General features: G+C 40.6%; 23 protein-coding genes and 3 tRNA genes. 12 read left to right on the forward strand and 14 right to left on the reverse strand.

Annotated features, from left to right (window positions below; genetic code table 11):
* Positions 1–13: 13 nt before the first annotated feature.
* The 4 genes from L2764_RS05370 to pspA all read right to left on the reverse strand — a co-directional run bounded on the left by L2764_RS05370 (position 14) and on the right by pspA (position 2,922).
* Positions 14–1,468: a YcjX family GTP-binding protein gene (locus tag L2764_RS05370; RefSeq protein WP_248939209.1), complete on the reverse strand. Its 1,455-nt coding sequence runs from the start codon at positions 1,466–1,468 to the stop codon at positions 14–16.
* A gap of 131 nt (positions 1,469–1,599) precedes the next feature.
* Complete coding sequence (gene pspC, locus L2764_RS05375; RefSeq protein WP_248939210.1) at positions 1,600–1,995, reverse strand: envelope stress response membrane protein PspC; 396 nt, start codon at positions 1,993–1,995, stop codon at positions 1,600–1,602.
* The gene (gene pspB, locus L2764_RS05380; RefSeq protein ID WP_248939211.1) at positions 1,982–2,221 is read right to left on the reverse strand and encodes an envelope stress response membrane protein PspB; all 240 of its coding nucleotides are present in this window, start codon (positions 2,219–2,221) and stop codon (positions 1,982–1,984) included. Before pspB ends, pspC begins: the two co-directional genes overlap by 14 nt.
* Positions 2,222–2,238: 17 nt before the next feature.
* Complete coding sequence (gene pspA, locus L2764_RS05385; protein WP_248939212.1) at positions 2,239–2,922, reverse strand: phage shock protein PspA; 684 nt, start codon at positions 2,920–2,922, stop codon at positions 2,239–2,241.
* A gap of 177 nt (positions 2,923–3,099) precedes the next feature.
* On the opposite strand from pspA, the gene pspF reads away from it, so the two are divergent.
* From pspF to L2764_RS05425, 8 genes are all read left to right on the forward strand, one after another.
* Complete coding sequence (gene pspF / locus L2764_RS05390) at positions 3,100–4,194, forward strand: phage shock protein operon transcriptional activator (protein ID WP_248939213.1); 1,095 nt, start codon at positions 3,100–3,102, stop codon at positions 4,192–4,194.
* A gap of 385 nt (positions 4,195–4,579) precedes the next feature.
* Complete coding sequence (locus tag L2764_RS05395; RefSeq protein ID WP_248939214.1) at positions 4,580–6,208, forward strand: ABC transporter substrate-binding protein; 1,629 nt, start codon at positions 4,580–4,582, stop codon at positions 6,206–6,208.
* Positions 6,208–7,239 carry an ABC transporter permease subunit gene (locus L2764_RS05400; RefSeq protein ID WP_248939215.1) on the forward strand — a complete coding sequence of 344 codons (1,032 nt, stop codon included), beginning with the start codon at positions 6,208–6,210 and terminating at the stop codon, positions 7,237–7,239. Before L2764_RS05395 ends, L2764_RS05400 begins: the two co-directional genes overlap by 1 nt.
* Positions 7,226–8,116, forward strand: a complete 891-nt coding sequence (locus L2764_RS05405; protein WP_248939216.1) for an ABC transporter permease subunit — start codon at positions 7,226–7,228, stop codon at positions 8,114–8,116. Before L2764_RS05400 ends, L2764_RS05405 begins: the two co-directional genes overlap by 14 nt.
* Positions 8,117–8,119: 3 nt before the next feature.
* Positions 8,120–9,163: a peptide ABC transporter ATP-binding protein gene (locus tag L2764_RS05410; protein WP_248939217.1), complete on the forward strand. Its 1,044-nt coding sequence runs from the start codon at positions 8,120–8,122 to the stop codon at positions 9,161–9,163.
* Positions 9,138–9,923 carry a peptide ABC transporter ATP-binding protein gene (locus L2764_RS05415; protein ID WP_248939234.1) on the forward strand — a complete coding sequence of 262 codons (786 nt, stop codon included), beginning with the start codon at positions 9,138–9,140 and terminating at the stop codon, positions 9,921–9,923. Before L2764_RS05410 ends, L2764_RS05415 begins: the two co-directional genes overlap by 26 nt.
* Before the next feature lie 104 nt (positions 9,924–10,027).
* A complete protein-coding gene (gene fabV / locus L2764_RS05420; protein ID WP_248939218.1) occupies positions 10,028–11,230 on the forward strand; it encodes an enoyl-ACP reductase FabV in 1,203 nt (400 codons plus the stop codon).
* 383 nt (positions 11,231–11,613) lie between these two features.
* Positions 11,614–12,156 carry an Hsp20/alpha crystallin family protein gene (locus L2764_RS05425; RefSeq protein WP_248939219.1) on the forward strand — a complete coding sequence of 181 codons (543 nt, stop codon included), beginning with the start codon at positions 11,614–11,616 and terminating at the stop codon, positions 12,154–12,156.
* Positions 12,157–12,325: 169 nt separating this feature from the next.
* On the opposite strand, the gene L2764_RS05430 is transcribed toward L2764_RS05425, so the two are convergent.
* The 9 genes from L2764_RS05430 to L2764_RS05470 form a co-directional block, all read right to left on the reverse strand.
* Positions 12,326–14,194, reverse strand: coding sequence for a SurA N-terminal domain-containing protein (locus tag L2764_RS05430; protein ID WP_248939220.1), 1,869 nt, complete (start codon positions 14,192–14,194; stop codon positions 12,326–12,328).
* Positions 14,195–14,421: 227 nt separating this feature from the next.
* Positions 14,422–14,694, reverse strand: coding sequence for a nucleoid-associated protein HU-beta (gene hupB, locus L2764_RS05435; RefSeq protein ID WP_248939221.1), 273 nt, complete (start codon positions 14,692–14,694; stop codon positions 14,422–14,424).
* Between the two features lie 258 nt (positions 14,695–14,952).
* A complete protein-coding gene (gene lon, locus L2764_RS05440; protein WP_248939222.1) occupies positions 14,953–17,310 on the reverse strand; it encodes an endopeptidase La in 2,358 nt (785 codons plus the stop codon).
* Positions 17,311–17,460: 150 nt separating this feature from the next.
* Positions 17,461–18,738: an ATP-dependent protease ATP-binding subunit ClpX gene (gene clpX / locus L2764_RS05445; protein ID WP_248939223.1), complete on the reverse strand. Its 1,278-nt coding sequence runs from the start codon at positions 18,736–18,738 to the stop codon at positions 17,461–17,463.
* An 83-nt stretch (positions 18,739–18,821) separates the two neighbouring features.
* Positions 18,822–19,433 (reverse strand): ATP-dependent Clp endopeptidase proteolytic subunit ClpP, encoded by a 612-nt coding sequence (clpP, locus tag L2764_RS05450; protein ID WP_248939224.1) that lies wholly within the window; start codon positions 19,431–19,433, stop codon positions 18,822–18,824.
* Between the two features lie 91 nt (positions 19,434–19,524).
* Entirely contained in the window at positions 19,525–20,829 is a 1,305-nt protein-coding gene (gene tig / locus L2764_RS05455) for a trigger factor (protein WP_248939225.1), read from the reverse strand.
* A 374-nt stretch (positions 20,830–21,203) separates the two neighbouring features.
* Positions 21,204–21,279 (reverse strand) — tRNA-His (locus L2764_RS05460).
* A 9-nt stretch (positions 21,280–21,288) separates the two neighbouring features.
* Positions 21,289–21,365: transfer RNA gene (locus tag L2764_RS05465), tRNA-Arg, on the reverse strand.
* A gap of 80 nt (positions 21,366–21,445) precedes the next feature.
* A tRNA-Pro gene (locus L2764_RS05470) sits at positions 21,446–21,522 on the reverse strand.
* Between the two features lie 528 nt (positions 21,523–22,050).
* Here L2764_RS05470 and folD point away from each other — a divergent pair.
* Positions 22,051–22,905, forward strand: a complete 855-nt coding sequence (gene folD, locus L2764_RS05475) for a bifunctional methylenetetrahydrofolate dehydrogenase/methenyltetrahydrofolate cyclohydrolase FolD (protein WP_248939226.1) — start codon at positions 22,051–22,053, stop codon at positions 22,903–22,905.
* Positions 22,906–23,047: 142 nt separating this feature from the next.
* On the opposite strand, the gene cysS is transcribed toward folD, so the two are convergent.
* On the reverse strand, positions 23,048–24,424 hold the full coding sequence (gene cysS, locus L2764_RS05480) for a cysteine--tRNA ligase (protein ID WP_248939227.1): 1,377 nt from the start codon (positions 24,422–24,424) through the stop codon (positions 23,048–23,050).
* 226 nt (positions 24,425–24,650) lie between these two features.
* Here cysS and L2764_RS05485 point away from each other — a divergent pair, with 226 nt between their 5' ends.
* The 3 genes from L2764_RS05485 to L2764_RS05495 form a co-directional block, all read left to right on the forward strand.
* Entirely contained in the window at positions 24,651–25,148 is a 498-nt protein-coding gene (locus L2764_RS05485; protein ID WP_248939228.1) for a peptidylprolyl isomerase, read from the forward strand.
* 7 nt (positions 25,149–25,155) lie between these two features.
* Positions 25,156–25,878, forward strand: coding sequence for a UDP-2,3-diacylglucosamine diphosphatase (locus L2764_RS05490; protein WP_248939229.1), 723 nt, complete (start codon positions 25,156–25,158; stop codon positions 25,876–25,878).
* Between the two features lie 300 nt (positions 25,879–26,178).
* Positions 26,179–26,375 (forward strand): hypothetical protein (locus L2764_RS05495; RefSeq protein ID WP_248939230.1); only part of this gene is annotated, 197 nt, incomplete at its 3' end.

The raw sequence follows: 26,375 nt of genomic DNA on the forward strand, positions 1-26,375 counted from the left end.
CACAATAATTTGCTCATGTTAATTTATCCCCAATTAGGTACTGCAACAAATGATCGATTCGAATATGATCAAAATCAGCGCCTTTCGTCGTAGACTGTCGCATCGGCGGAGCAAAATTCACAAACTCAAATCCTTGTTGTTGCCAAAAATCACTACGAGGTAATGTTTGCGGTACTTCCCCCGGGAATACCGTTATCTGAGTACGCCCAGCTAACTCCTCGCCTTGAACCACTTCTATTTCAGTATTATCTTGTTTTACCATGCCATGAGTCGTGGCTTTTATCGCACTAATCGCCATCGTTTCCACTTCACAACCGTCAAATTTAGCCCCTTGCTGGGTCGACTTAATCAATTGGGTTAATAATGATAAAATATGACTTTGTTGTGATCGCGTGACATGATCGACTTTACTCGCCGCAAATAATAATTTATCAATGCGGGGCGAAAATAGTCGCTTAAGCACATTAGACTGACCAAAACGAAAACTTTCCATAATGTCATTAATGGCATTACGCATATCCTCAAACTGCGCTTTGCCCTTATTGAGTGGCGTTAAACAGTCGACCAATAATAATTGCCGATCAAAACGTGAAAAGTGATCTTGATAAAAAGGTTTAACGACTTTTCGCACATATTCTTGATAGCGCGCTTTTAACACATGATAACCACTATCGGGCTCACCCGCCTCTAACTGGTCAAAATCGACTCCATTCATTTCAATGAGAGGAAAAAAAGCCAGCACAGGGGTATCGATTAACTCGCCGGGTAATAACATCCTGCCCGGTTGAGCATGATAAAAACCTAAATGAGAAACACTATCGACCAATAATGTTTGATAATGATCGGCCAATTGTTTTAATTGCATCTCATCGGCTTTTTCCATTAAATTCAATTGAGATAGAGCATGTTTAAAAGCATAAAAATAGCGAGATTTCGCCAAAACGGAAAGTCGTTGTTGTTGTCGTTGACACCAAGCTTGAAATGACAATTTGAGTAAAGGTAAATCTAATAACCACTCACCAGGATAATCGATAATATCAAGATATAAGGTCGCACTATCAGTCAATTTAGCCAATAAGCCTTTCTCAGGTTGATAGCGTATAGCAAGCCTTATCTCACTGATATTATTGGTTGAATTTGGCCACTGAGTCGGTTTATCGGTTAACATCACCATGGCATTTTGATAATTAAAACTGGCAATGGTTAAATCGGGTTGAAGCACTCTTTTCACCCCAAGTAACCGCCCTTCCCGAGCGACATGCCACAGGGGTAAATGAGCATAATCCCCCTGATCCCCAGATTCCAATAATTGATTCACCAGTCCTGTAATGAAAGCGGTTTTTCCCGCGCCAGACAAACCTGTTACCGCTAACCTTAAGTGTTTATCAGAACTTCGATGCACGAATGATTGTGCCTTGCGGTTAATCTTATTGACAGCTCTCTCTACAGCATTTTCAATATTCAGCATAATAGCTCAATTCACCTCAACATCTAAGATCCAACAAGCAGTTCAATGTCATCAAACTGCCATAAGGGAGGATACGCAATCATTGTAATAAAAAAGGTCTAAATATCCGATCATTAATATCTATCATCTTGCTACAAATTATTAATTTGATTTTTTAAATCGAAATTATCCGATGTCACATGACGCTCCATGTGCTGTAATCGCAATTCTAACGCCTTAAATTGGGCATTCACATCTCTCAGAACCGTTTGTGCTGGTTCACCAGGTCGCCATACTTTGTTTTTTATATCAACATCTTGATGCTCAAAATCAGCATTAACATCAACGGGTTTAATATCTAAAATTATCCATAATAAAATATAAATAATCAGTACAATGCCGTAGCCACCTAATAAGAATATCGACGCTGTGACCACACGTACCAGCCAAACTTCGACATTAAAATACTCAGCCACACCAGCACACACACCCGCAATTTTACCTGATCTGGGTATGCGATATAAGGTTTTTCCTTTAGTGTCCTTCATCTCGTTTTCTCCACTGCGGTGCTTCTGAGTCTAAAATCGCCTCTAATGTCTCGATCCGTTGTGACATTTTATCTGCCTGCTGCTTTAAATCATTCAGCAATACAAACTCATCTTCAGTTAAACCCTGTCCAACCTGCCGTTTACTGCGATAATGAAGCACCAACCATATGGGTGCCACAACCACCATAAAGATGATAATTGGTACCATTAATATTTCCGTATCCATGTCCCTTCCTCACTCTTCTATTGCTCTGTTTTGGTTTTTTTCTTTGCTTGCACTTTCTTTTTCAGCGCTTCAAGCTCTGCACTCATCGAATCTTCAGCCGCTAAAGCCGCAAACTCATCCTTTAATGAAGGCTTATTACCCAATTCGTAAGCATCCACTTGTGACTCAAGTCCTTCTATACGGCGCTCATATTGATCGAACTTATTCATGGCATGATCAATCTTGCCAGAATCGAGTTGACGTTTCACTTCTAATCTTGATGAGGCCGTCTGTTTACGTATTATCATTGATTTTTGACGCACTTTTGCATCGGCTAACTTTTCTTGCAGTAAAGTAATCTCTTGTTTTAACTTTTGAATTTGCTCTTCAATGATCAGTAATTCATCTCGTAAACGCGAACTTAATTCATCGGCTTTACGTCTTTCACCTAGCGCCGCTTTTGCCAAATCATCTCTTTCTTTTGACAAAGCCAATTCCGCTTTATCTTGCCAGTCCTGTACTTGCGCCTCAGCGCGACTCACGCGATGTAAGATTTCTTTCTTCTCTGCCAAAATCTTTGCCGACGTTGAGCGTACCTCCACTAAAATATCCTCCATCTCTTGAATAATGAGACGGACCATTTTTTCTGGATCTTCTGCTTTATCAAGTAATGCACTAATGTTTGAATTAACAATATCTGCAAATCGAGAAAAAATACCCATAATCTTATCCTTTAAATTTATTTGATTTCAAAGTAACACAATCACATTTCATGCCAACTATAAATAATTGTTATTTTATAGTCCGTTAAATGATAAGTTAAGTTTTACTTTCTTTTACTAAGCCAACATCTTATTATAATTTTCACCATTAATTAGCGTAAAAGACTAAAATTTACCGTGGCAAATCCATTCAAGCAAGACAATCTTATTGGTCAGTCTAATTCATTATTAGAGGTCCTTGAACATATCTCCCAAGTTGCACCACTGTCAAAGCCTGTTTTGATCATTGGTGAACGAGGCACAGGTAAAGAATTAATCGCTGAGCGTTTACATTATCTATCAAAACGTTGGGAACAAAGCTTTATCAAACTCAATTGCGCTGCGTTAAGTGAAAGTTTACTGGAAAGTGAACTCTTTGGTCATGACGCAGGGGCATTTACTGGCGCAAACAGAAAGCACCAAGGTCGTTTTGAGCGAGCAGATGGGGGCACCTTATTTTTGGACGAATTGGCCAACACTTCAGGCTTAGTACAAGAAAAACTCTTACGCGTCATTGAATATGGTGAATTTGAGCGGGTTGGCGGCAGTAAAACAATGCAAACGGATGTCAGGCTCATATGTGCTGCCAATGAAGATTTACCCACACTCGCTGATGCTGGAGAGTTTCGGGCTGACTTATTAGACCGATTAGCCTTTGATGTAATTACCCTTCCCCCTCTGAGACATAGAGCTGATGATATAATGCCCTTAGCTGAACACTTTGCGGTCAATATGGCCAAGCAACTTGAACAGTCGCTGTTTACCGGATTCAGTCCTCAAGCCGCAGAGCAACTCATGGATTATACTTGGCCTGGCAATATTCGGGAACTTAAAAATGTAGTTGAGCGAAGTGTTTACCGTCATGGTGATGACCCTTCAGCCATTAAGCACATTGTTATTGATCCTTTTGACTCTCCTTATCGCCCGACTCAACGCATCAAAGCGCCCACTCAAACCTGTCTAAAACCTCTTCAACCTAACACAGAAACACCCAATCTCCCGCCCCAGCTAACACCCGCCCCGCTGGAACGAGAAGATCAACAGAAAAAAGAGTGGCAACACACTCAGTTTCCAACCGATTTTAAACAACTCTGTGAGGCCTATGAAACCAAGCTATTAAATCAAGCACTAAAAGCTGGGCAATTTAATCAGAAAAAAACGGCAGAGCTTTTAAACTTAAGTTACCACCAATTAAGAGGAATATTGAAAAAATACAACTTATTGGATAAATGACAAAATTAGGCGTTATTAGGGTCTCCTGAGCTTTGTTAATTAAATTCTATTCAAGAAAAAGCGTTTTAATCGCGGCGTCGGTGATAACACCGAGCCAATCGCCAAGAATAAAGAGAAAAACACTTTTAGCTGAACCCTTCTGAATTAACGGCATGAATGCAGTACTTGTAATGCCTTTTTATCACCTTATCACTTATTTAATGTACGGCCCCATGCATGAAAAAGGTAGAGCGACGTTTGAACCCCAATCGAGAAAACAACAACTCAGCCGCTCTTTATTGTCTCAATAATCCACAAAAAGCAGCAGAAATCATCACGAAAGTTCAACAGACCCTAGCAGTACTGCTAGAATAATATTTACACTCCGGCATGAATGATCATTCAGATGAAACAGCGGTTACAGCGATTATCCTACTGCATTACAACGTTATTGGTGCTTTTAATGTTATCTGGTTGTGAGCGCTCAAATGCACCGTCTGGATTAGTGTACTGCTCTGAAGGCAACCCAGAATCTTTCAATCCTCAAACTACGGTCTCCAATCTCACTACAGATGCCACCTTCCATCAAATTTATAATGGCTTAATAGATTACAAAACAGTAAAAGGAGACATGGAGGGCGCACTGGCTAAAAACTGGAACGTAAGTCAAGATGGTTTAGTGTATACCTTTATATTAAGAGATGATATTCACTTTCACCATACCCCTTACTTTTCTCCGACACGTTCTCTGAATGCAGATGATGTGGTCTTTTCTTTCAATCGTGTTTTAGATAAAAACCATCCTTTCCACTCTGTCTCCATTACGGGTTATCCTTTTTTTGAAAGTCTGGCATTTTCTAAACGCGTCAAGAAGATAGTCAAACTTGACGACTATAAAGTCGCTTTCCATCTTTATCAAAAAGATGCTTCTTTCCTATCCACTCTATCATCGGCTCATAGCATTATTTTATCAAAAGAATATGCCAATCACTTAATCCAAACAAATACACCTTTGCGCACCATTGATTGGCAACCCATTGGTACTGGCGCTTTTATTTTTATTGAATACTTACCCAATGAATATATTCGCTATCGCCGCAACGATGATTACTGGAAAAAATTACCGACATTCGAACAATTAATTTTTAATATATTCACTAATAATATCAAAAGATTGTCACACTTCATCACCAATGACTGTGAAGTATCAGCGTTACCCAAAATCAGCGATATTAATTACATTAGAAAAAATAAAGATATTACAATTGACGTTCAAGAAGGTCATAACTTAGCCTATTTAGCCTTTAATATGAATAAACCCCCATTAGATGACATTCGTGTCAGACAAGCCATATCTTATGCCATTAATAGGAAAAATTTACTCCATTCTGTTTATAAAGACACCGCAAGAGAAGCCACTAATATATTACCGCCTTCATCTTGGGCTTTTGAAAAGCGCACCAATAACATCCATTACAACCCAATCAAAGCAAAAAAGTTATTACGAGAAGCAGGTCTCAGCCAGCTAAAACTCAATATTTGGGTACAATATGCTGCCCGTGTCTATAACACCGATGCGGAAAAAATGGCTGTACTCATACAAGCCGATCTTAATCATGTCGGGATAGAGATATCAATAATCCCTTTTACTTGGGCAGATTTCGAACATAGAGATATTCAGAGCTATGATACGATATTAACAGGGTGGAATGCTACGAATACCGATCCCAATGATTTTTTCTATCCTTTATTTAGTTGTGCAGGCATCGCACCTTCTAATAATCTCTCCCGTTGGTGTGACCCAACATTGGATACTCTTTTAGATAAAGCTCGCTCCATACAAGACAAAGTAGAAAGAAAAAAATTATATCAACAAGCTGAAAATAGGATTGAATCTATGTATCCCATTCTTCCCATTGCCCATGCTAAGGAAGTCACATTGTTGAATAAATCATTATCATCATCACAAATTAATCCTTATAATGGCATTGCTTTTGAAAATATTCATATAAAATCCTCCGAGGGAAAACACTAATGGGTCGCTATTTACTTCGCCGCTTCAATCTTTTTATCGCGACCTCCATTATTTTAATTGCCGTTCTTTTTATCGCCACCGATCTTTTTCCTGCCCATAAAACATTTGTTCTCAGTGGCATTGCTTTTCCAACAGCCTCTGAAACCATTAAAATTAATAATGAGTTTAAGTTAGATGAAAATAAAACTCAGCAATTTGTGGCTTACTTATGGCAAAAAATCAACGGAAATATGGGTGTCTCTGTTGCATCACAACAGCCAATTAATGCAGAACTGATCAGAGTCTTACCCGCTTCTTATGAATTAGCCCTCACCGCTGGCTTTCTAGCCTTCTTCTTTGGTTTTCCTGTCGGTATGCTAGTCTCTCTCAGTAAAAACAAAATAGGACAAAATACAATAATGGCATTCATTTTAGCCGGATACTCTAATCCCGTTGTCTGGCTGGGGCCTCTCATTGCACTTTGGTTTGGGATCAAACTAGGTTGGTTACCCACATCAGGGCAAATAAACTTACTCTATGACATAAAGCCTGTAACTGGTTTTATGCTCATCGACACCTTACTATCCGACTCTCCTCACCGTCTTTCCGCTTTTTACAGTGCGATACGCCATATTATTCTCCCAGCTGTCACCTTAGCGATTCTTCCATTTACCGCCATTGTTCGGATCACTCGCGCAGCAATGATGAATATAATGAATCAATCTTTTATTCAAGCAGCTGAAGCAAGAGGCTTGCATACTAGCGGCATTGTATTACGTCATGCTCTGCCAAACGCATTTATTCCTGTGCTAAAAAATTTAGGATTGATGTTAGGCAGTTTCACCGGTTACGGTATCTTAGTCGAAATGGTATTTGCCTGGCCAGGTGTAGGGTTTTGGTTAATATCGGGGATAGAACAACGTGACTACACCGTCATTCAAGGTGGCATATTAGCGGTATCATTGAATATTATTTTTCTGAGCATTATGATTGATATTATCCATACCGCTTATAATCCATTGAGTAAGAAGGAAATATATGCCTCAAATTAAAACCTACCAAGAAGATAGTATACCTTCTCCGAGGCAAAGGTTATGGCAAGACTTTTCAAGCAACCCCTTTTCTCTCATCGGGTTATGGACTGTCGCTGCCTTTATCATTATTGCGATTTGGGGACCTTGGTTGGCACCTTATCCCGCACAGCAACAAGATCCTTTGGCTATATTACTGCCTCCTTCTTGGGATATATCAGGAACCGTTGAGCACTTTCTTGGAACGGATGATTTAGGTCGCGATATCTTCAGTTTAATTTTACACGGCGCCTCTCTAACCTTTGGTATGGCACTTCTGGTCGTGGCTGCATCTTTAAGTATCGGCTTTTTAATTGGTTCATTATCAGGCATGATGAAAGGATTAAAGTCAAGTATTCTAAGTCACTTATTAGACGTATTACTTTCTATACCTTCATTACTCATGGCCATTTTAGTCGTGGCCATTAAAGGACCAGGCCTGAGTAATGTTTTCTGGGCGGTAGGCATAGCACTGACGCCTTTATTTGTGCGCTCCATTCATCAAGCGGTCCATGAAGAAAGACAAAAAGAATATGTCATCGCTGCCAAACTTGATGGTGCCAATACCCTTCAAATCTTCTGGTATGTGATCATGCCCAATGTATGGGAGAAGCTTATCATCCAAACAACCTTAGCCATATCAACCGCTATTTTAGAAATTGCTGCGATGGGCTTTTTAAATCTCGGCGCACAAGCCCCCAGCCCTGAATGGGGATCGCTTCTTTCACAAGGATATGATGATTTATTAACGGCACCTTGGACAATGGCAATCCCCGGCTTTGCCATTTTAATCAGTGTGTTCGCCATCAATTTAGTCGGCGATGGCTTAAGATCGGCGTTAGCGCCCATTAGACATTAAATTATGCCTTTACTCGATATAAGAAACCTGACAATAGAACTCGATACTCCATATGGCCGAGTCAATGCCATTGATAGAGTAAGCTTAAGTATCAATGCAGGGGAGTTACATGGGCTCGTGGGTGAGTCGGGCTCAGGACGAAGCTTATTAGCTCGGGCCATTCTTGGGATCCCTGGACAGAATTGGCATATTAGAGCCGATCGTATGATGTGGGATGGTCGTAATTTATTGGAAATGTCACCTAAACAAAGACGAAATCTAATGGGCAGTGATATCGCTATGATTTTTCAAGACCCGTCAAGCTGTCTCGATCCCATTCGTACCGTAGGCAGCCAAATGATTGAAGTCATGCCAGCTGATAAAAAATATCCATTTTGGAAGCGCCGATCACAAAAGAAAGATACCGCCATAAAATGGCTGCATCGAGTCGGGATAAAAAATGCCGATAAGATCATTTCACGCTATGCTTGGGAGCTATCAGAAGGTGAATGCCAAAAAATAATGATAGCGATGGCTGTGGCCAATAAACCCCGTTTACTCATTGCCGATGAGCCGACTGATTCGATGGAATTAAGTACTCAAGCACAGATATTTAGATTACTCAGTAAGCTGAATCAGAACCAAAATGTCTCAATTCTCCTCATTAGCCATGAGCTCGATACCATCGCTAACTGGTGTCATAAACTCACCGTACTTTATTGCGGGCAAGTCATGGAATCGGGAATAACGACACAGGTATTAGACAAACCATTCCATCATTACACCAAGGCTCTTTTAGACAATATCCCTAATTATTCAGGGGTAATAGCCCATAAATCACTCATGAAAACACTCGCGGGCTCATCACCCGCTTTACAGCATTTACCCATAGGATGCCGGCTAGGTCCACGCTGTCCTGAAGCCCAAAAGAAGTGTGTTAATCCACCACCCACAACTCATAAAAAAAATCGGTCTTTTGCCTGTCATTTTCCTTATAATAGCAAACAGAGTAACGATCTACCCAATAAAGATCAGAGTAAAAATAATGACGCCAATTCTTCAAGTTAATCACTTAAGCAAAAGCTATTTTGTTGGCTATAAAGGCTTTAAACGCCAATATACTCAGGCACTCTCCCCTATCTCTTTTTCATTAAATAAAGGAGAAACACTCGCTATTGTGGGCAATACCGGCTCAGGAAAAAGTACCCTTGCTCGCTTGCTCGTGGGCGCTGAATCCCCCACACAAGGTGAAGTATTCTTTGATGGACAACGCTTAACAAATCATGATTTAAAACGCCGTTGCCGCTTAATTCGAATGATTTTTCAAGATCCCAATACCTCATTAAATCCACGGATCACCATAGGCGCACTTCTCGAAGAGCCCCTTAGATTTAATACCCGACTCAATAAGAAACAAAGACAGTTTCAAGTTTATGAAAAATTGATGAAAGTCGGTTTATTACCCGAACACAGTGATTTTTATCCTCATATGATTTCAGAAGGGCAGAAACAGCGTGTCGCCATGGCACGCGCCTTAATGCTTAATCCTAAAATAATCATTGCGGATGAAGCCTTAAGTGATTTGGATTTATCCGTCAGGGCCCAAATCCTCAATTTACTCATCAAATTACAAAAAGATATTGGCCTCTCTTATATCTTTGTTTCTCACAACTTGAATATTGTCCGCCACTTTAGTGACAAAGTTATGGTGCTTAAAAAAGGTGAACTCATTGAAAAAGCAACTACAGAACAGTTATTTACCTCACCTAAACATGAGTACACCCAAAGGCTTATTCAAGAGCAAGCGCTCTATTCACATAAAAAGTAAACTGCTCCAACCACTGACGAAATCACTTATTTTTAATAAAAAATAAGTGTCATTTCACGTCGGTTTATTTATCCTAGCGTTAATTTTTCAAGAGAAATATAAACATGATCATTAAACCTAAAATTCGTGGTTTTATTTGTACTACTACTCATCCAGTAGGCTGTGAAACCAATGTATTAGAGCAAATTAACTATATCAAATCACAAGGCGTTAACCCTAATGCACCAAAAAATGTATTAGTTGTCGGTGCTTCAAGTGGTTATGGTCTTGCTTCTCGAATTACAGCCGCATTTGGTAATCAAGCCGCCACCTTAGGTGTCTTCTTTGAAAAGCCCGGTACTGACAAGAAAACAGGCACGGCGGGTTGGTATAACTCAGCCGCCTTTGACAAATTAGCGAAGGCTGATGGTCTTTATGCAAAAAGTATTAACTGCGATGCCTTTAGCCATGAAGCGAAAGACAAAACCATTGAGCTTATCAAGCAAGATTTGGGTCAAATTGACATGGTTGTTTATTCACTGGCCTCGCCAGTACGTAAAATGCCTGATAGCGGTGAGGTCATCCGCTCGGTATTAAAACCTATCGGTCAGACCTATACCACAACAGCAGTTGATACCAATAAAGATCTCATTATCAAAACCAGTGTTGATGCGGCTAATGATCAAGAAATTGCTGATACTGTTAAAGTTATGGGCGGAGAAGATTGGGAACTATGGATAAAAGCATTAAGTGACGCCGGCGTATTAGCGCCTGAATGCAAAACCGTTGCCTATAGTTATATTGGCACTGAAATTACTTGGCCTATTTATTGGGATGGCGCTCTTGGGGAAGCAAAAAAAGATCTCGATCGTGCCGCTCATGCCCTCAATAGCCAACTTTCTCCAACAGGTGGTAGTGCCAATGTTGCCGTGTTAAAAAGCGTTGTCACTCAGGCCAGTTCTGCCATACCAGTAATGCCATTATACATTGCCATGGTCTTTAAAAAGATGCGTCAAGAAGGCATTGACGAAGGTTGTATCGAACAAATCAACCGTATGTTTACCGAGCGCTTGTATCGTAACGATGGTCAAACCCCTGCGGTTGATGACAATAATCGATTACGTCTTGATGATTGGGAAATGCGTGATGATATTCAAGAACATTGTCAAACATTATGGTCACAGATCACCACCGAAAACCTAAGTGAACTCACTGATTATCGAGAATATAAAGCAGAGTTCTTGAAATTATTTGGTTTTGGTATTGACGGAATTGATTACGAACAAGAGGTTAATCCCAATATTGAGTTTGATGTTATTCAGCTATAATTTTTAACCCTCAAGATTACAGCCTAAATAGCGGCGTTATCACGTCGCTATTTTCATATTCCGCATCAGCATTTATTCCTAAACTCACACAAGATCCACCTTTTGAGATAAACGCTTCTTTGATATTTAATCACGTCCCCTTTTACTCATTTTTATCAAATGACGCTATAAAACCAGCGCTACATTTTTATCGAATAAGAAATATATTTACATAGGTATTTAGTCTATTCAGACCCTTGAAATTATCTCTCTAGAGGCATATCTTAATGGTATCAAGATTTTTTAATCAATAAAGCCAAGGCGATTACGGCATTAAATAAATTGTTCACATTTAATCAGTCCATTCAATGCAAATAAACCTTGTTTTATAAGAGGATTTAATCATGAATATTGAACGTCTTAATCCATGGAACTGGTTATCAGATAATGCACACTCGAGTGATGACACTCAAATAGAGCACCAAAATCACTTACAACCATTTGCCTATCTACAGCAAGAAATGATGCATATCGTTGATGATTCACTTCGTAGTGCAGGCCTAACTAGCCACGTCTTCGGGCAAGATCTCATCAATCATACCGCATCATTTAAACCTAAACTCGATGTCATCACGACAAAGGAACAATATAACGTCATACTTGAAGTTCCAGGAATGAAAAAAACTGAATTAGCCATCACTATCAAAGGTGAGCATTTAACCTTAAGTGGTGAAAAAGAAAATATGGTCGAACAATACGAGAAAAACCTGTATCACAATGAATTATCTTATGGGCAATTTTCACGTCAGCTAACACTGCCAAAAGATGCTAACACTGGTCTTATACAAGCTGATTTAAATGATGGAGTGTTATCAATCACCATCCCTCGAATGCCCCATAGTAACGTAGTGATGAAAGCTATCCCGATTAACCAAGAATATCATTAACACAATATAAAAATAAAAATGCCAATCACAAATGGGTGATTGGCATTTTTATTATTAAAGCTAAACCATTGCTGCTAGCTATTCAATGTGAATAATAACCTTTAACAGGTTAATCGCAACTATGATCCACAGCAAATATCATGATTAAATAACATATGACTCATTTCTATTATTGTTGCTCAACGCTAGGATAAGTCACTTCACCTTGTGCTTTAAGCATGGCAATAATCGCACGGTAATCCGCTTCGCTATATTGAGAAGATAGTTTTTCCTCGAGTGCTTTTAGCTGTGCTTCATCAGCAGGTTTTGCGGCATTTATTTTATCTAAAATAACCACAGCATAGCCTGAGCCTAGTGCTACCGTATCAACAGATTCACTGTCTGAGTGCGGCATTTGGAACGCTTTTTTAACAATCGCATTATCCACATCCGGATCGTTACGAGTCACATTCGTCTTCGTCGTAAAGTCGGTGATACTTTCTTTATTTTGAACCGCGGTCATCACTTCTTGTGCTTTCGCACGCGCCGCTTCATTCGCCTGCTGCTGCTTCAATTGAGCCACAATATTCTCTTTCACATCAGCAAAAGGTAAGGAGCCTGCAGGAGTATGAGTTTTCGCTCGAAGTACGACCACATGATTAGGCTCAACTTCAAGCACATCACTGTTCATACCGTCCGCTAATACGTTAGCAGAAAAGATCGCTTTAACTATATCGGGCTGATTAAATAAAGGCGGAACATTATTACGTGTAAAACGGGCGGTCGTCTCAACCTTGGAATCTACCGCTTTAGCGGTTTCAGATAAAGTATCAGGCACTTCATAGCTGGTATCAGCAAGTGTTTGCTGTAATTCATAAAACTTATCGACGGCTTGTTTTTCTTTCAGCTGATCCTTAATTTTTGTCTCAACGTCGCTAAAAGGGACCTCTTGGCCACCTTCTATATCGAGTAATTTGACAATTTGAAAACCAAAATCAGTCGTCAACACAGTAGAATATTGACCTTTTTTCAAGCTAAAGAGCGCCTGATCAAAAGTAGGTTGCATCACGCCTTCTTCAAACCAATCTAACTTTCCGCCTTGCTCGCGACTAAAGGTATCATCTGAATCTTTCTTGGCAAGCTCAGCAAAATTAGCACCTGCTTGTAGCTGCTTATAAATCTCCTCAGCCTTTGCTTTACTGGCCACTTCATCATCGCCTTTTTCAATCAGAATATGAGCCGCTAGCCGCTTTTCTGCAGTACGATATTGGGTCTTATTCTCATCATAATACGTTTTAGCCTGCGCATCAGTGATTGTAATGCCTTTCGCCATCTGCTTAGCATCAAGTTCAACATAGTCCAAACTCACCGATTCTGGACGAATAAATTGAGCTGAATTATCATCAAAATACGTCTGAGCCTGCTCATCTGTCACTTTGACATCAGCTAAGAATGGCTGCGACTTCACCACAAGATAACGCAGATCACGTGTTTGATCTTGCAACTGTGCCACATACTTAGCTTCACTCGGTAACACAAATTCAGAGGTCACTAACGCACGCACTAATTGCGTCCGAGTCATATCCGTTCGCATCATATCTCTGAAGGTTTGCGCTTGATAACCCAGTTGGCGCAAAATAGCTTGATAACGATCATTATCAAACTTCCCATCTGTTTGAAAAGCGGGTTCATTCATAATGGCATTTTTTATCTGCCCATCAGATACTCGCAATCCCAAAGATACAGCAGATTGATCTAATAGTTTATCGGCAACCAATCGTTCAAGGACATTTTGTTTAACACTTTGCATATAGCTATCATTTGCAGCTAATGTATCAAACATGGTGCCTAGCTGTTGTTGTAATCGAGCACGCTCATTTTGATAAGCTTGTTCTAAGGCAGGCTGAGTGATTATCTCTCCATTAACAGTAGCAGCAGGTTCTTCAGTCGAAGAACTCAAATAACTGCTAATACCCGTAAATGCAAAAGAAAGTATCACCAGCACTAGGATGCTTTTTGCAATCACGCCCTGTGAACCTTCACGGATCTTTTCTAACATCAGACTTCTCGCTTGTTGCGATTAATAAAAAAAAGGCGCATCAATCTAAGGATGCGCCTTTCTGTTTAAGTTAGAGTATTAAATGCCATCAATAAGTTAGTCATTTAATCACTCAGAGATGATCATCTCATGATCACCCTTTCTATTCGTAAAAGCACTGTTAACACAGTGCTTATCATGCTACGAAAGTACGAAAGCCTCACAAAAGGCTACCTATTAACCTATTCTTAGTTAACAGCGTCTTTCAAAGACTTACCTGCTTTAAAAGCCGGAATATTTGCCGCAGCAATGGTGATTTCTTTACCCGTTTGTGGGTTACGGCCAGTTCGCTCTGCGCGTTGACGTACTTCGAAAGTACCAAAACCAACAAGAGAAATCTTATCGCCTTCTTTTAGACTATCAGTCACAGCACCAATGAAAGAGTCTAATGCGCGGCCAGCCGCAGCTTTAGAAATATCAGCACCAGAAGCAATTTTCTCGATTAGTTCAGATTTGTTCATGTCATCCCCTTGATTGTAATTGTTGCGCCGCAACCAAATCCTTGTCCAGAGCGGTCCGCGGAGGCTTTTATAACAAGCTTAGAACTAAAGTTCAAGTATTATAAGAAAACCTAATAAATATAAATAAGATACCGCTAAAATCCAGTCAAACCAAGGGCTGGCCTCACTGGATAAGCACCGACTTAGGCTACCACAGGTCGAGACATTGTTAAGCCTCTTTTTTGCATTTTTTTAATGCAAACCTGATTTTGAGCCTCATTATCCTACATTGGTGACCACATCGAAGCCTTCAATCGGTCTTTCAAGAGATAATTTAAGCACTTCATCAATCCATCTTACTGGATGAATTTCTAAATCAGCAATGACATTAGCAGGAATTTCTTCTAAATCACGCTCATTTTCTTTCGGGATCAGCACACGCTTAGTACCGCCTCGATGTGCTGCTAATAATTTCTCTTTTAAACCACCAATGGGTAAGACTTCACCGCGTAAGGTAATTTCCCCTGTCATCGCCACATCTGCGCAAACAGGATTGCCGGTTAAGCTAGAGACCAATGCCGTGCACATTGCCGCACCCGCCGAAGGACCATCCTTCGGTGTCGCCCCTTCAGGGACATGCACGTGGATATCACGTTTCTCATAAAAGTCAGGGTTAATGCCTAATTGCTCAGCACGGGCCCTCACAACGGTCATCGCGGCTTGAATCGACTCTTGCATAACATCACCTAAAGAACCAGTGTAAGTCAATTTCCCTTTTCCCGGCACCGAAGTGGCTTCAATCGTCAACAGATCCCCTCCGACTTCAGTCCATGCCAGCCCTGTCACTTGACCAATTTGGTTATTAGACTCCGCTTTGCCGTAATCATAACGTAGTACACCTAAGAAAGACTTTAAGTTTTCTTGGTCCACATCCACTCTTTTAATGCTCTTGTCTAATAAAATTCTCTTAACAACTTTACGGCAAATTTTTGATAATTCTCGCTCTAACGAACGTACGCCCGCTTCACGAGTATAGTAACGAATAATGCCGACAATGGCACTGTCGTCTACATGAATTTCTTTAGATTTTAATCCATTACGTTCAACTTGCTTAGGCAATAAATGTTGCTTAGCAATATTCAGCTTTTCATCTTCGGTGTAACCTGCAAGACGGATCACTTCCATTCTGTCGAGTAATGGACCTGGAATATTCATCGAATTAGAGGTGGCAACAAACATCACATCAGATAAATCATAATCCACTTCAAGATAGTGATCACTGAAACTCGTGTTTTGTTCAGGATCAAGCACTTCAAGTAGTGCTGAGGCTGGATCGCCTCGCATATCCGAGCTCATTTTATCGATTTCATCGAGTAAGAATAACGGGTTTTTCACACCCACTTTTGACATCTTTTGGATAACCTTACCTGGCATAGAGCCAATATAAGTGCGGCGATGACCCCGAATCTCGGCTTCATCACGTACGCCACCTAACGCCACACGGACATATTTACGTCCCGTCGCTTTAGCAATCGACTGGCCAAGAGACGTTTTACCGACACCTGGCGGGCCTACCAAGCATAGAATAGGGCCTTTTAGCTGCTTCACACGACTCTGTACCGCGAGATATTCTAAAATACGCTCTTTCACCTTATCAAGACCAAAGTGATCGGTATCAAGTACATCCTGAGCTTTAGCTAAATCACGTTTAATTTTAGAACGCTTAACCCAAGGCACTGAAATCATCCAGTCAACATAGCTACGCACAACCGTTGCTTCTGCCGACATGGGTGACATCATTTTCAATTTATTCAGTTCTGAAGTCGCTTTTTCTTTCGCTTCTTCAGGCATCTTAGCTTCATCAATTTTTCGCGCTAAAGACTCAAATTCATCATGAGATTCATCAATATCACCGAGCTCTTTTTGAATGGCTTTCATTTGCTCATTCAAATAATACTCACGCTGACTTTTCTCCATCTGCTTCTTAACACGAGAGCGAATACGTTTTTCAACCTGTAATAGATCAATTTCCGATTCCATCATCGCCATCAAGTATTCTAACCGCTCACCAACATCAATCATTTCTAGCACTGATTGCTTATCTTCAAGCTTAAGAGGCATATGCGCCGCCATTGTATCAGCCAACCGCGCCGCTTCATCAATACCCGATAAAGAGGTTAATACTTCAGGAGGGATTTTCTTGTTAAGCTTGATATAGCCTTCGAATTGACTCACGGCCGAGCGGACTAAGACTTCCTCTTCTTTATCTTCAAGAGGAGCCGATTCTAGGTATTGTGCTGTGGCAACAAAAATCTCATTCTCATCAGAATAACGTTCTATTCTCGCTCTTTGTCCACCTTCAACTAATACCTTCACCGTACCATCAGGTAATTTAAGTAACTGTAAAATGGACGCTACAGTGCCAACATCAAAAATATCATCACCTGTTGGATCATCTAGTTCAGCATCGCGCTGTGCAACTAAAATGATCCGTTTATCTTGCTCCATAGCCGCTTCTAAACAGCGAATGGATTTTTCTCGCCCGACGAATAACGGAATTACCATATGAGGATACACCACTACATCCCTTAGTGGTAACACGGGTAGTTCGATTCGCGCTTCACGCTCTAGTGTCATAGCTCGATTCCGTTTTATATAATTATTACAGAGTATATTGGGATAAAACGTTAGGTTTCAATGGAAGATAAAAAATAAATGAAAATGATATAAAAAAAGGAGTCTAATAGACTCCTTTAATCATATATAATAGCACTTATATCCTAAAAATTACTCAGCAGCAGCCTTTTTAGCATCGCTACTTTGATAAATTAAAATAGGATCCGACTCACCTTTCACCACAGACTCATCAATCACGACTTTAGCGACATTTTGAGTTGAAGGCAAATCATACATAATATCCAGTAAAATACCTTCAACAATCGAACGTAAGCCACGAGCACCTGTTTTACGGGTCATTGCTTTTACGGCTATTTCTTTTAATGCATCTTCACGAAACTCAAGATCAACCTCTTCCATTTCAAATAAGGTCGCAAATTGTTTCGTTAATGCATTTTTTGGCTCAGATAAAATCTTAACGAGCGCATATTCATCCAACTCAGTTAACGTAGCTAATACGGGTAAACGACCGATAAACTCAGGAATTAACCCGTACTTAACCAAATCTTCAGGTTCGACTTGTAAAAGAGTATCTGAAATACTCGCTTTATCATCTTTACCTTTAACTTGTGCGCCGAAACCAATCCCAGTCCCCGTATGGGCTCTTTGCTCAATGACTTTTTCAAGTCCAGCAAAAGCACCACCACAGATAAACAAGATTTTCGATGTATCAACTTGTAAAAACTCTTGTTGAGGATGCTTACGTCCACCTTGTGGTGGCACAGCAGCAATCGTCCCTTCAATAAGTTTCAATAATGCCTGCTGTACACCTTCCCCAGAGACATCACGCGTAATCGAAGGATTATCTGATTTTCGGCTGACTTTATCGATTTCATCGATATAGACGATCCCACGTTCCGCTTTCTCAACGTCATAATCGCATTTTTGCAATAATTTTTGAATGATGTTTTCAACATCTTCGCCCACATAACCCGCTTCAGTTAATGTGGTCGCATCCGCCATAGTAAATGGCACATTCAAAAAGCGCGCTAAGGTTTCGGCCAGCAGTGTTTTACCACTACCCGTTGGGCCAAGCAGTAAAATATTACTCTTACCCAGCTCAACATCATCTTTTGAACTGCTATTTTTAAGACGCTTGTAATGATTATAGACAGCAACAGATAATACTTTCTTCGCCTTATCTTGACCTATAACATAATCATCCAAATGCGCCCTTAGCTCATGAGGTGTTGGTAGCTTGTCTTGCTCTTCCTTTGGTGAGATCTCTTTAATCTCTTCTCTGATAATATCGTTACAGAGTTCAACACACTCATCACAAACATATACAGAAGGCCCAGCAATTAACTTTCTCACTTCATGCTGGCTCTTTCCACAAAAAGAGCAGTACAGCAGCTTATCACTGTCACCGTTATCTTTGTTGTCGCCCATTACTCTACCTCTTTTTGCAGTTACTTTACTGCCTGAATCATTTTATTACTTTAAATTGAGCATAGCTCAGCCTAAAACAAAAATCAGCCTCTAGTTGTTAATATTGAGTCAACTAGTCCATATTCAACCGCTTCAGTTGCACTCATGAAATTATCACGATCGGTATCACCTTCAATTACTTCCAATGGTTGACCCGTGTGTTCAGCTAACATAGAATTTAGCTTATTTTTAATCCCTAAAATTTCCTGTGCATGGATAGCAATATCCGATGCTTGCCCTTGAAAACCACCTAAAGGCTGATGGATCATCACACGAGAGTTAGGTAGGCAATGACGCTTACCCTTAGCACCACCGGCTAATAGAAATGATCCCATACTTGCCGCTTGACCAATACAAACCGTACTCACGTTCGGTTTAATAAATTGCATAGTATCATAAATCGCCATACCTGCGGTGACCGACCCGCCTGGCGAGTTAATATACAGAAAAATATCCTTATCTGGGCTCTCTGACTCCAAAAACAGTAACTGAGCCACAATAAGGTTTGCCATATGTTCTTCAACTTGGCCGACTAAGAATATGATTCGCTCTTTTAATAAGCGAGAATAGATATCATAAGAACGTTCACCTTTAGCCGTTTGTTCAACAACCATAGGCACAAGTGTATTAAGTACTGTTTCTGGCGCTTGGTTCATGTTTTACCTTCCCTAAATAAAAATGGCCCGCATGAGCGAACCTCATACGAGCCATTATAAATGACGAACAGCCGTTTAAGTCAAGCTAAGCTTAACCGCGAGCAGTAGCCTTGTTCATAAATTCTTCAAAATTGACTTCTTTCTCTGTCAATGTAGCAGATTTTAACAAAGCTTCAACTGCTTGTTCTTCTAAAGCAACGTTACGCATGTTTTGCATAAGCTCTTTATTATTGTTGTAATAAGTCACAACTTCACTTGGATCTTCGTAAGCTGATGCCATAGAAGCAATCAATGTTTGAACACGTTCATCTTCTGCTTTTAGTTCATTAGCCTTGATCACTTCACCTAATAACAAGCCCACTTTGACACGGCGCTCGGCTTGTTCAGTGAACAAGTCAGCTGGCAGTTCAGGCATGTTGGCCGCTTGATCACCAAAGCGTTTCATGGCTTGTTCACGCAAGACTTTCACTTCACCTTCAATTAACGCTTTAGGCAGTTCAATCTCATTCTTTTCTAAAAGACCATTAAGCACTTGCTCTTTCACATTAGCTTTTAGCGCTTGCTCAAGTTCACGGCCCATATTTTTGCTGATCTCCGCACGCAGTGCATCGATACCGCCTTCAGCAATACCAAATAGAGTCGCAAATTCATCATTCACTTCAGGTAAATCAGCACCTTGAACCTCATTAACAGTGATAACGAATTTAGCCGCTTTACCTTTTAGGTTTTCAGCGTGGTAATCTTCAGGGAAAGTGACATCAATTTCGAACTCATCACCCGCTTTATGACCTTCAACACCCGTTTCAAAACCAGGGATCATACGCCCGCTACCCAGTTCTAATTCGAAATCTTCCGCTTTACCGCCTTCGAACTCTTCACCGTCGATAGCACCTGTGAAATTAATTTTAGCTTTATCACCCGTTGCCGCGTCACGATCAACCACTTCAAATTTAGCATGTTGCTTACGAAGCGTTTCGATCATTGCATCGATATCCGCCGTCGTTACTTCTGCTGTTGGTTGCTCGACAGTGATCGCATTAAGATCTTTTAGCTCAACTTCTGGGTAAATTTCAAAAGTCGCGATAAATTCGAAATTGTCACCTTCACTGCTACCTGGCGTCAGTGTAGGCGCGCCTGCTGGGTTCAGTTTTTCAGCAACAATGGCTTCAACAAAATTACGTTGCATCACTTCACCCGTCACATCTTGACGGATCGCTTGACCATAACGTTGCTTGATAACACTAACAGGAACTTTACCTGGACGGAAACCTGGAATACGTGCTTTTTTCGCTTCACTTTTCAAATTATTTGAAATAAGCGTCTCAATCTGCTCCGCAGGAACAGAAATTGTTAAGCGACGCTCTAGGCCTTGAGTGGTTTCAACAGAAACTTGCATTTTATTACCTCGAAATATGTCTAACATCCTTTAAATAGTCGAAAATTCAACCATTCTTATATTCGTTTCTTGATCCGTTAATCTAACGAGTCTACCCGTAAAGACTGGCGTCTAGCACTGGTCACTTATTCATTGATTGATATCAAGACGCGATATTATATACCCAAATCCTTTGGAAATACAAAATTCAACGGCAATTGAAAAACATTTATAGAAGAGAATAAAAAATAAGCACGTTATTTAGCGAAAATGGTGAATAAATGACATTTACGGGGTGAATTTTAACGCGAGTTGAACGGCTCAGCAACCTGCTTCAAGCTCAATAAACAAGTTCGAATAAACAGATCAACATAAGAAAGGGAAGTGGGGTGGGGTGGGGTGACTGATGGGGCTCGAACCCACGACAACCGGAATCACAATCCGGGGCTCTACCAACTGAGCTACAATCACCACAAAATTTGGTGCGCCCGGCAGGATTCGAACCTGCGGCCATCCGCTTAGAAGGCGGATGCTCTATCCGACTGAGCTACGGGCGCTTTGTTGTAAATTAATTATTTACAATCAAATATCTTACTCACTATTCACATTAGAATCAAAATGAAAATAATAAAAAATTTGGTCGGTGATAGAGGATTCGAACCTCTGACCCTCTGGTCCCAAACCAGATGCGCTACCGGGCTGCGCTAATCACCGAAGTTGCCCAACATTAAATGACCTTAACTTGCTCAATCACTTGTTTGCTGAGAACGGAGCGCATCTTATCCCCTCACCTAAAGTCCGTCAACGGTTTTTTCAACATGGGTGGTTCACTTGATTACTTAAACAACTATCAAGTCTATTTTTAGTCAGTTAGAAGATAGAATAAGCACTTTTAGACACTATCCTCTCCCTCTATAAAAAATGCGAGCTCGATTTCAAGTCATCACTGGAATTGATAACTATCTACACTCAAATGTAATATACCCTATCCACTCCGAATGAATGCCCAAGATCAAAGATAATTAAACAACGCAAATCATCCAACGTTATATTTTCCCCCTCAAGTATACGCCTTAAACGGTGTAATTTAAGAGATGATGACACTAACATCTTCCTGCCATTGGGGTACAAACTCCATCACAAGTTTGATTTAACTTCGGCTATAATCAATGACACACGAGGCCCCTGCTGCTAATATAACGCCGTTTCCATTATTGCGGCCCGAAGGATACCCTACCCCCAATGACAGCTCAAATTATCGATGGTAAAGCCATTTCTCAATCCATTCGAACTCAGCTTAAGCATAAAGTCTCTGCCCGTAAAACGGCAGGCCAGCGGATCCCAAGTTTAACAGTTATTCTCGTTGGCGCCGATCCCGCATCACAAATCTATGTTGAAAACAAGCGACGTGCCTGTGAAGAAGTGGGGTTTATTTCCCGCTCCTATGATTTACCCAGTGACACAAGCGAAGCAGACTTACTCACATTAATCGATACTTGTAATGATGATGTCAGTATTGATGGCATTTTAGTCCAACTGCCATTACCTGAACATATCGAAGAATCTAAAGTCATCGAACGTATTCGTCCCGATAAAGATGTCGATGGTTTCCACCCTTATAATGTGGGACGCTTAGCCCAACGTATTCCCGTACTGCGCTCTTGCACGCCAATGGGAATCATGACGTTGATAAAATCTACTGGCGTTGATACTTATGGACTCGATGCTGTCATTGTTGGCGCATCTAACATCGTCGGTCGTCCCATGACACTTGAGCTCTTGCTCGCGGGGTGCACCACCACCACATGCCATCGTTTCACTCGTAATTTAGAGGATAAAGTCAAACAAGCCGACTTAGTCATTGTTGCAGTCGGTAAGCCCGGCTTTATTCCAGGCAGTTGGATTAAACCTGGCGCCATTGTCATCGATGTCGGTATTAATCGCCAAAAGGATGGCAAGCTTGTCGGGGATGTTGCCTTTGAGAGTGCGCAGCAACATGCCGCATGGATCACGCCGGTTCCCGGCGGCGTCGGCCCAATGACCATTGCCAGCTTACTTGAAAACACCTTATATGCGGCTGAAGAATATCACGATTAATCAATCATGTTTTAAGCCGTGCTTAACGTAGGTCAGATTAAATATTAATATCATTGAATTTAAGCCTGTTAACGTTAACAATATAAAAAATGCCTGCTATTTAGCAGGCATTTTTTATATATGACTCGACTATAATTAATGATTATTTCTTACGCCAAGTGGTGCCATTATCACCGTCTTCTAAAATAATACCTAACGCATTTAAGCCATCACGCGCCACATCAGCAGCGGCCCAATCTTTTGCCGCCCGCGCTTCATTACGCTGGACGATTAAGGCTTCAATTTTCGCCACCTCATCATCACTGCCCTGCCCTTGAAAATAGCTATCAACATCTTGTTTTAACAAACCCAGCACATCGGTTAAGCGTTTTAAACTCACCCCGAGTGCCGAAGCTGCTGCCATATCACTCGTTTTCAATCGGTTAATTTCACGCACCATATCAAAAAGTACCGAATAGGCCTCTGGCGTATTAAAGTCATCATCCATAGCGACGTTGAATTTTGCGACAAAGTGAGCATCAGCCGCCTCAACGGTTAAATCCAATCCTTTAAGCGCTGTATATAAACGCGCTAATGCCGCTTTTGCTTGTTTAACATTATCTTCGGAATAATTTTGCTGACTACGATAATGCCCAGAAAGTAAGAAATAACGTACCGTTTCTTCATCATAATGAGATAACACATCACGAATGGTAAAAAAATTATTTAATGACTTGGACATTTTTTCTTTGTCCATCATCATCATGCCGGTATGCATCCAATAATTCACATAAGGCGTATCATGGGCGCAGCATGACTGAGCTATTTCATTCTCATGATGCGGAAACTGGAGATCTGAGCCGCCGCCATGAATATCAAAATGCTTACCAAAGCTTTTACTTGTCATTGCAGAGCATTCTATATGCCAGCCTGGACGACCAGCTCCCCAAGGCGAATCCCAAGTCGGCTCACCCGGTTTTGACATTTTCCAAAGCACAAAATCCATCGGGTCGCGCTTACTCTCGTCCACTTCAACGCGTGCACCCGCTTGCAACTGGGTTAAATCTTGTCCCGATAAACAGCCATATTCTTTAAATGAAGCCACACTAAAGAGCACATCACCATTGGTCGCCACATAAGCATGCTCTTTAGCAATTAATGTTTTAATCATCTCAATAATTTCAGGTATATGCAGTGTTGCTCTGGGTTCAAAATTTGGGCTCTGAATATTCAAGGCTGCAAAATCTTTATGCATCTCGACAATTAAACGCTCAGTTAACGACTCACACGTTTCATTATTTTCATTCGCACGCTTAATAATTTTATCATCAACATCGGTAATATTACGTTGATAATTCACTTCGAAACCAGAGTAACGCAAATAGCGCACCATCATGTCAAAAGCGACATATGTCCGACCATGACCAATATGACAGAGATCATAGATAGTCGTTCCACACACGTACATATTCACCTTTCCAGGTACGATGGGCTTAAATTCCTCTTTTTGGCGGGTCAGACTATTGTATAGCTTTAACATTAATTTTCTCTTCAAAAATCCAGATATGATTTAAAGGTTTCAGTCTACCATTGCCTAGAAGGGGCTTCCAGCTTGTTTTAACACACAAAGTACAAAAACCTCGACTACCTGCACTTTTAGTACCCCTTATTTCACTCAAGGCTTTATGCGCTAGCGCTATTAGGTTAGAATCTCGCGACTATTTACCATTATTTTTTGTACACTTTGTACAGAGTAGAGAGAAATTATGATAACACTCCACACAAACCACGGTGATATCCAGCTGAATTTAAACAGTGAAAAAGCCCCTGTTACCGTTGAAAACTTCCTTAATTACGCAAAAGAAGGTTTTTACGATAACACCATATTTCATCGTGTTATCGATGGTTTCATGATCCAGGGTGGCGGCTTTACTGAAGACATGAGCCAAAAGCGCTGCAATGAAACCATTAAGAATGAAGCTAACAATGGCTTATCAAACGTCATAGGCAGCATTGCAATGGCAAGAACCTCTGATCCACATTCGGCAACAGCCCAATTTTTCATTAACATTAGCGACAATACTTTCCTTGATTTTAAAGCAGAAAATGCACAAGGGTGGGGATATTGTGTGTTTGGTGAAGTCACTGCAGGTGACGATGTTGTGAGTAAAATTAAAGGCGTTAGCACTGGCAATAAAGGCATGCATCAAGATGTGCCATTAGAAGCGGTTATTATCGAAAAAGTCAGTATCGCAGAAGCATAATTTATTAATGCATACTTTCTTTGTGGGCGATTTGCATTTAAGTGCCAATCGCCCTGATATCACCCACGCTTTTAATGCATTTCTTGATACGCTTACAGCCAATACTGATGCATTATATATTCTTGGCGATCTTTTCGATGTCTGGGTGGGCGATGATTTAGCCGAACCTTTTGCACTCGATATTGCCAACAAACTCAAGACGATATCAACTCAATTACCGATTTACTTTATTCATGGCAACCGTGACTTTTTAATAGGCAAAGCTTATGCCGAGCGCAGTGGCATGACATTACTTCCTGAAATCACCCGAGTCGAGCTTTACGGTGCCCATTATGTGCTATTGCATGGTGATAGTCTTTGTACATTAGATAAAAGCTACCAACGTTTTCGGACATTTAGAAACTGGTCTTGGTCAAAGTGGATCTACAACCATTTACCTAAGCAAGCACGGCAAAATATCGCCCGTAAACTGAGAAAAAACAGCCAAAATGTGAATCAAACTAAAAGTTATTCTATTATGGATGTTGAGCCCAATGCCGTCGATACACTATTATCGACAACACAAAGCCAATATATGATCCATGGTCATACTCACAAACCCGATATTCACGTGCTAAAGCAGAATAGAAAACGTATTGTTGTTGGAGATTGGTACGATCAAGGCAGTATCCTTAAGCTCTCTAAAGCAGGTATTGAACTCAATCAATTACCTTTTTCGACAAAAGATTAACATACACTCTCAGCATCTAAGGCAGCTGACTTTCTAAAGAAAAGTATTCAATTCTTATATCGAAGATGCCTTAGTTTATTCTACCGCCACAATAATATCCTATAGCCAAGAGACACTTAAAGTGTTACTGCTGGATCCAGTCAAACCCTTTTAGCATTGTTCCCCCTTAAACTTCCCTTTACTCATAAAGCGTTTCTTTTACGCCCATTTCTATCAAAAATACCTTCTCACTCATCATCAAGCAATAATAATGATATCGACTATGATTTAAGAGTTGTTGTACCTTTAAGGAGAAAGGTGATGAAAAGTATAAGACTGTCTATACAAGGGGTTATTATACTCTTATTTATCTCTTTGTTGTTTACATTAAGCCCCAGTGTTGCAGACCAGGGCGGGAGCATACTTTGTCGGATAATTAACCAAAGAAAACTTTTGCCCTGTAATCATCGTCCCAACTCGCCTTTTTTAGCTTATTTCGCTGACTTGGCGCACCGCAA

The sequence above is a fragment of the Shewanella surugensis genome, from assembly GCF_023284005.1.
Classification (GTDB): domain Bacteria; phylum Pseudomonadota; class Gammaproteobacteria; order Enterobacterales; family Shewanellaceae; genus Shewanella; species Shewanella surugensis.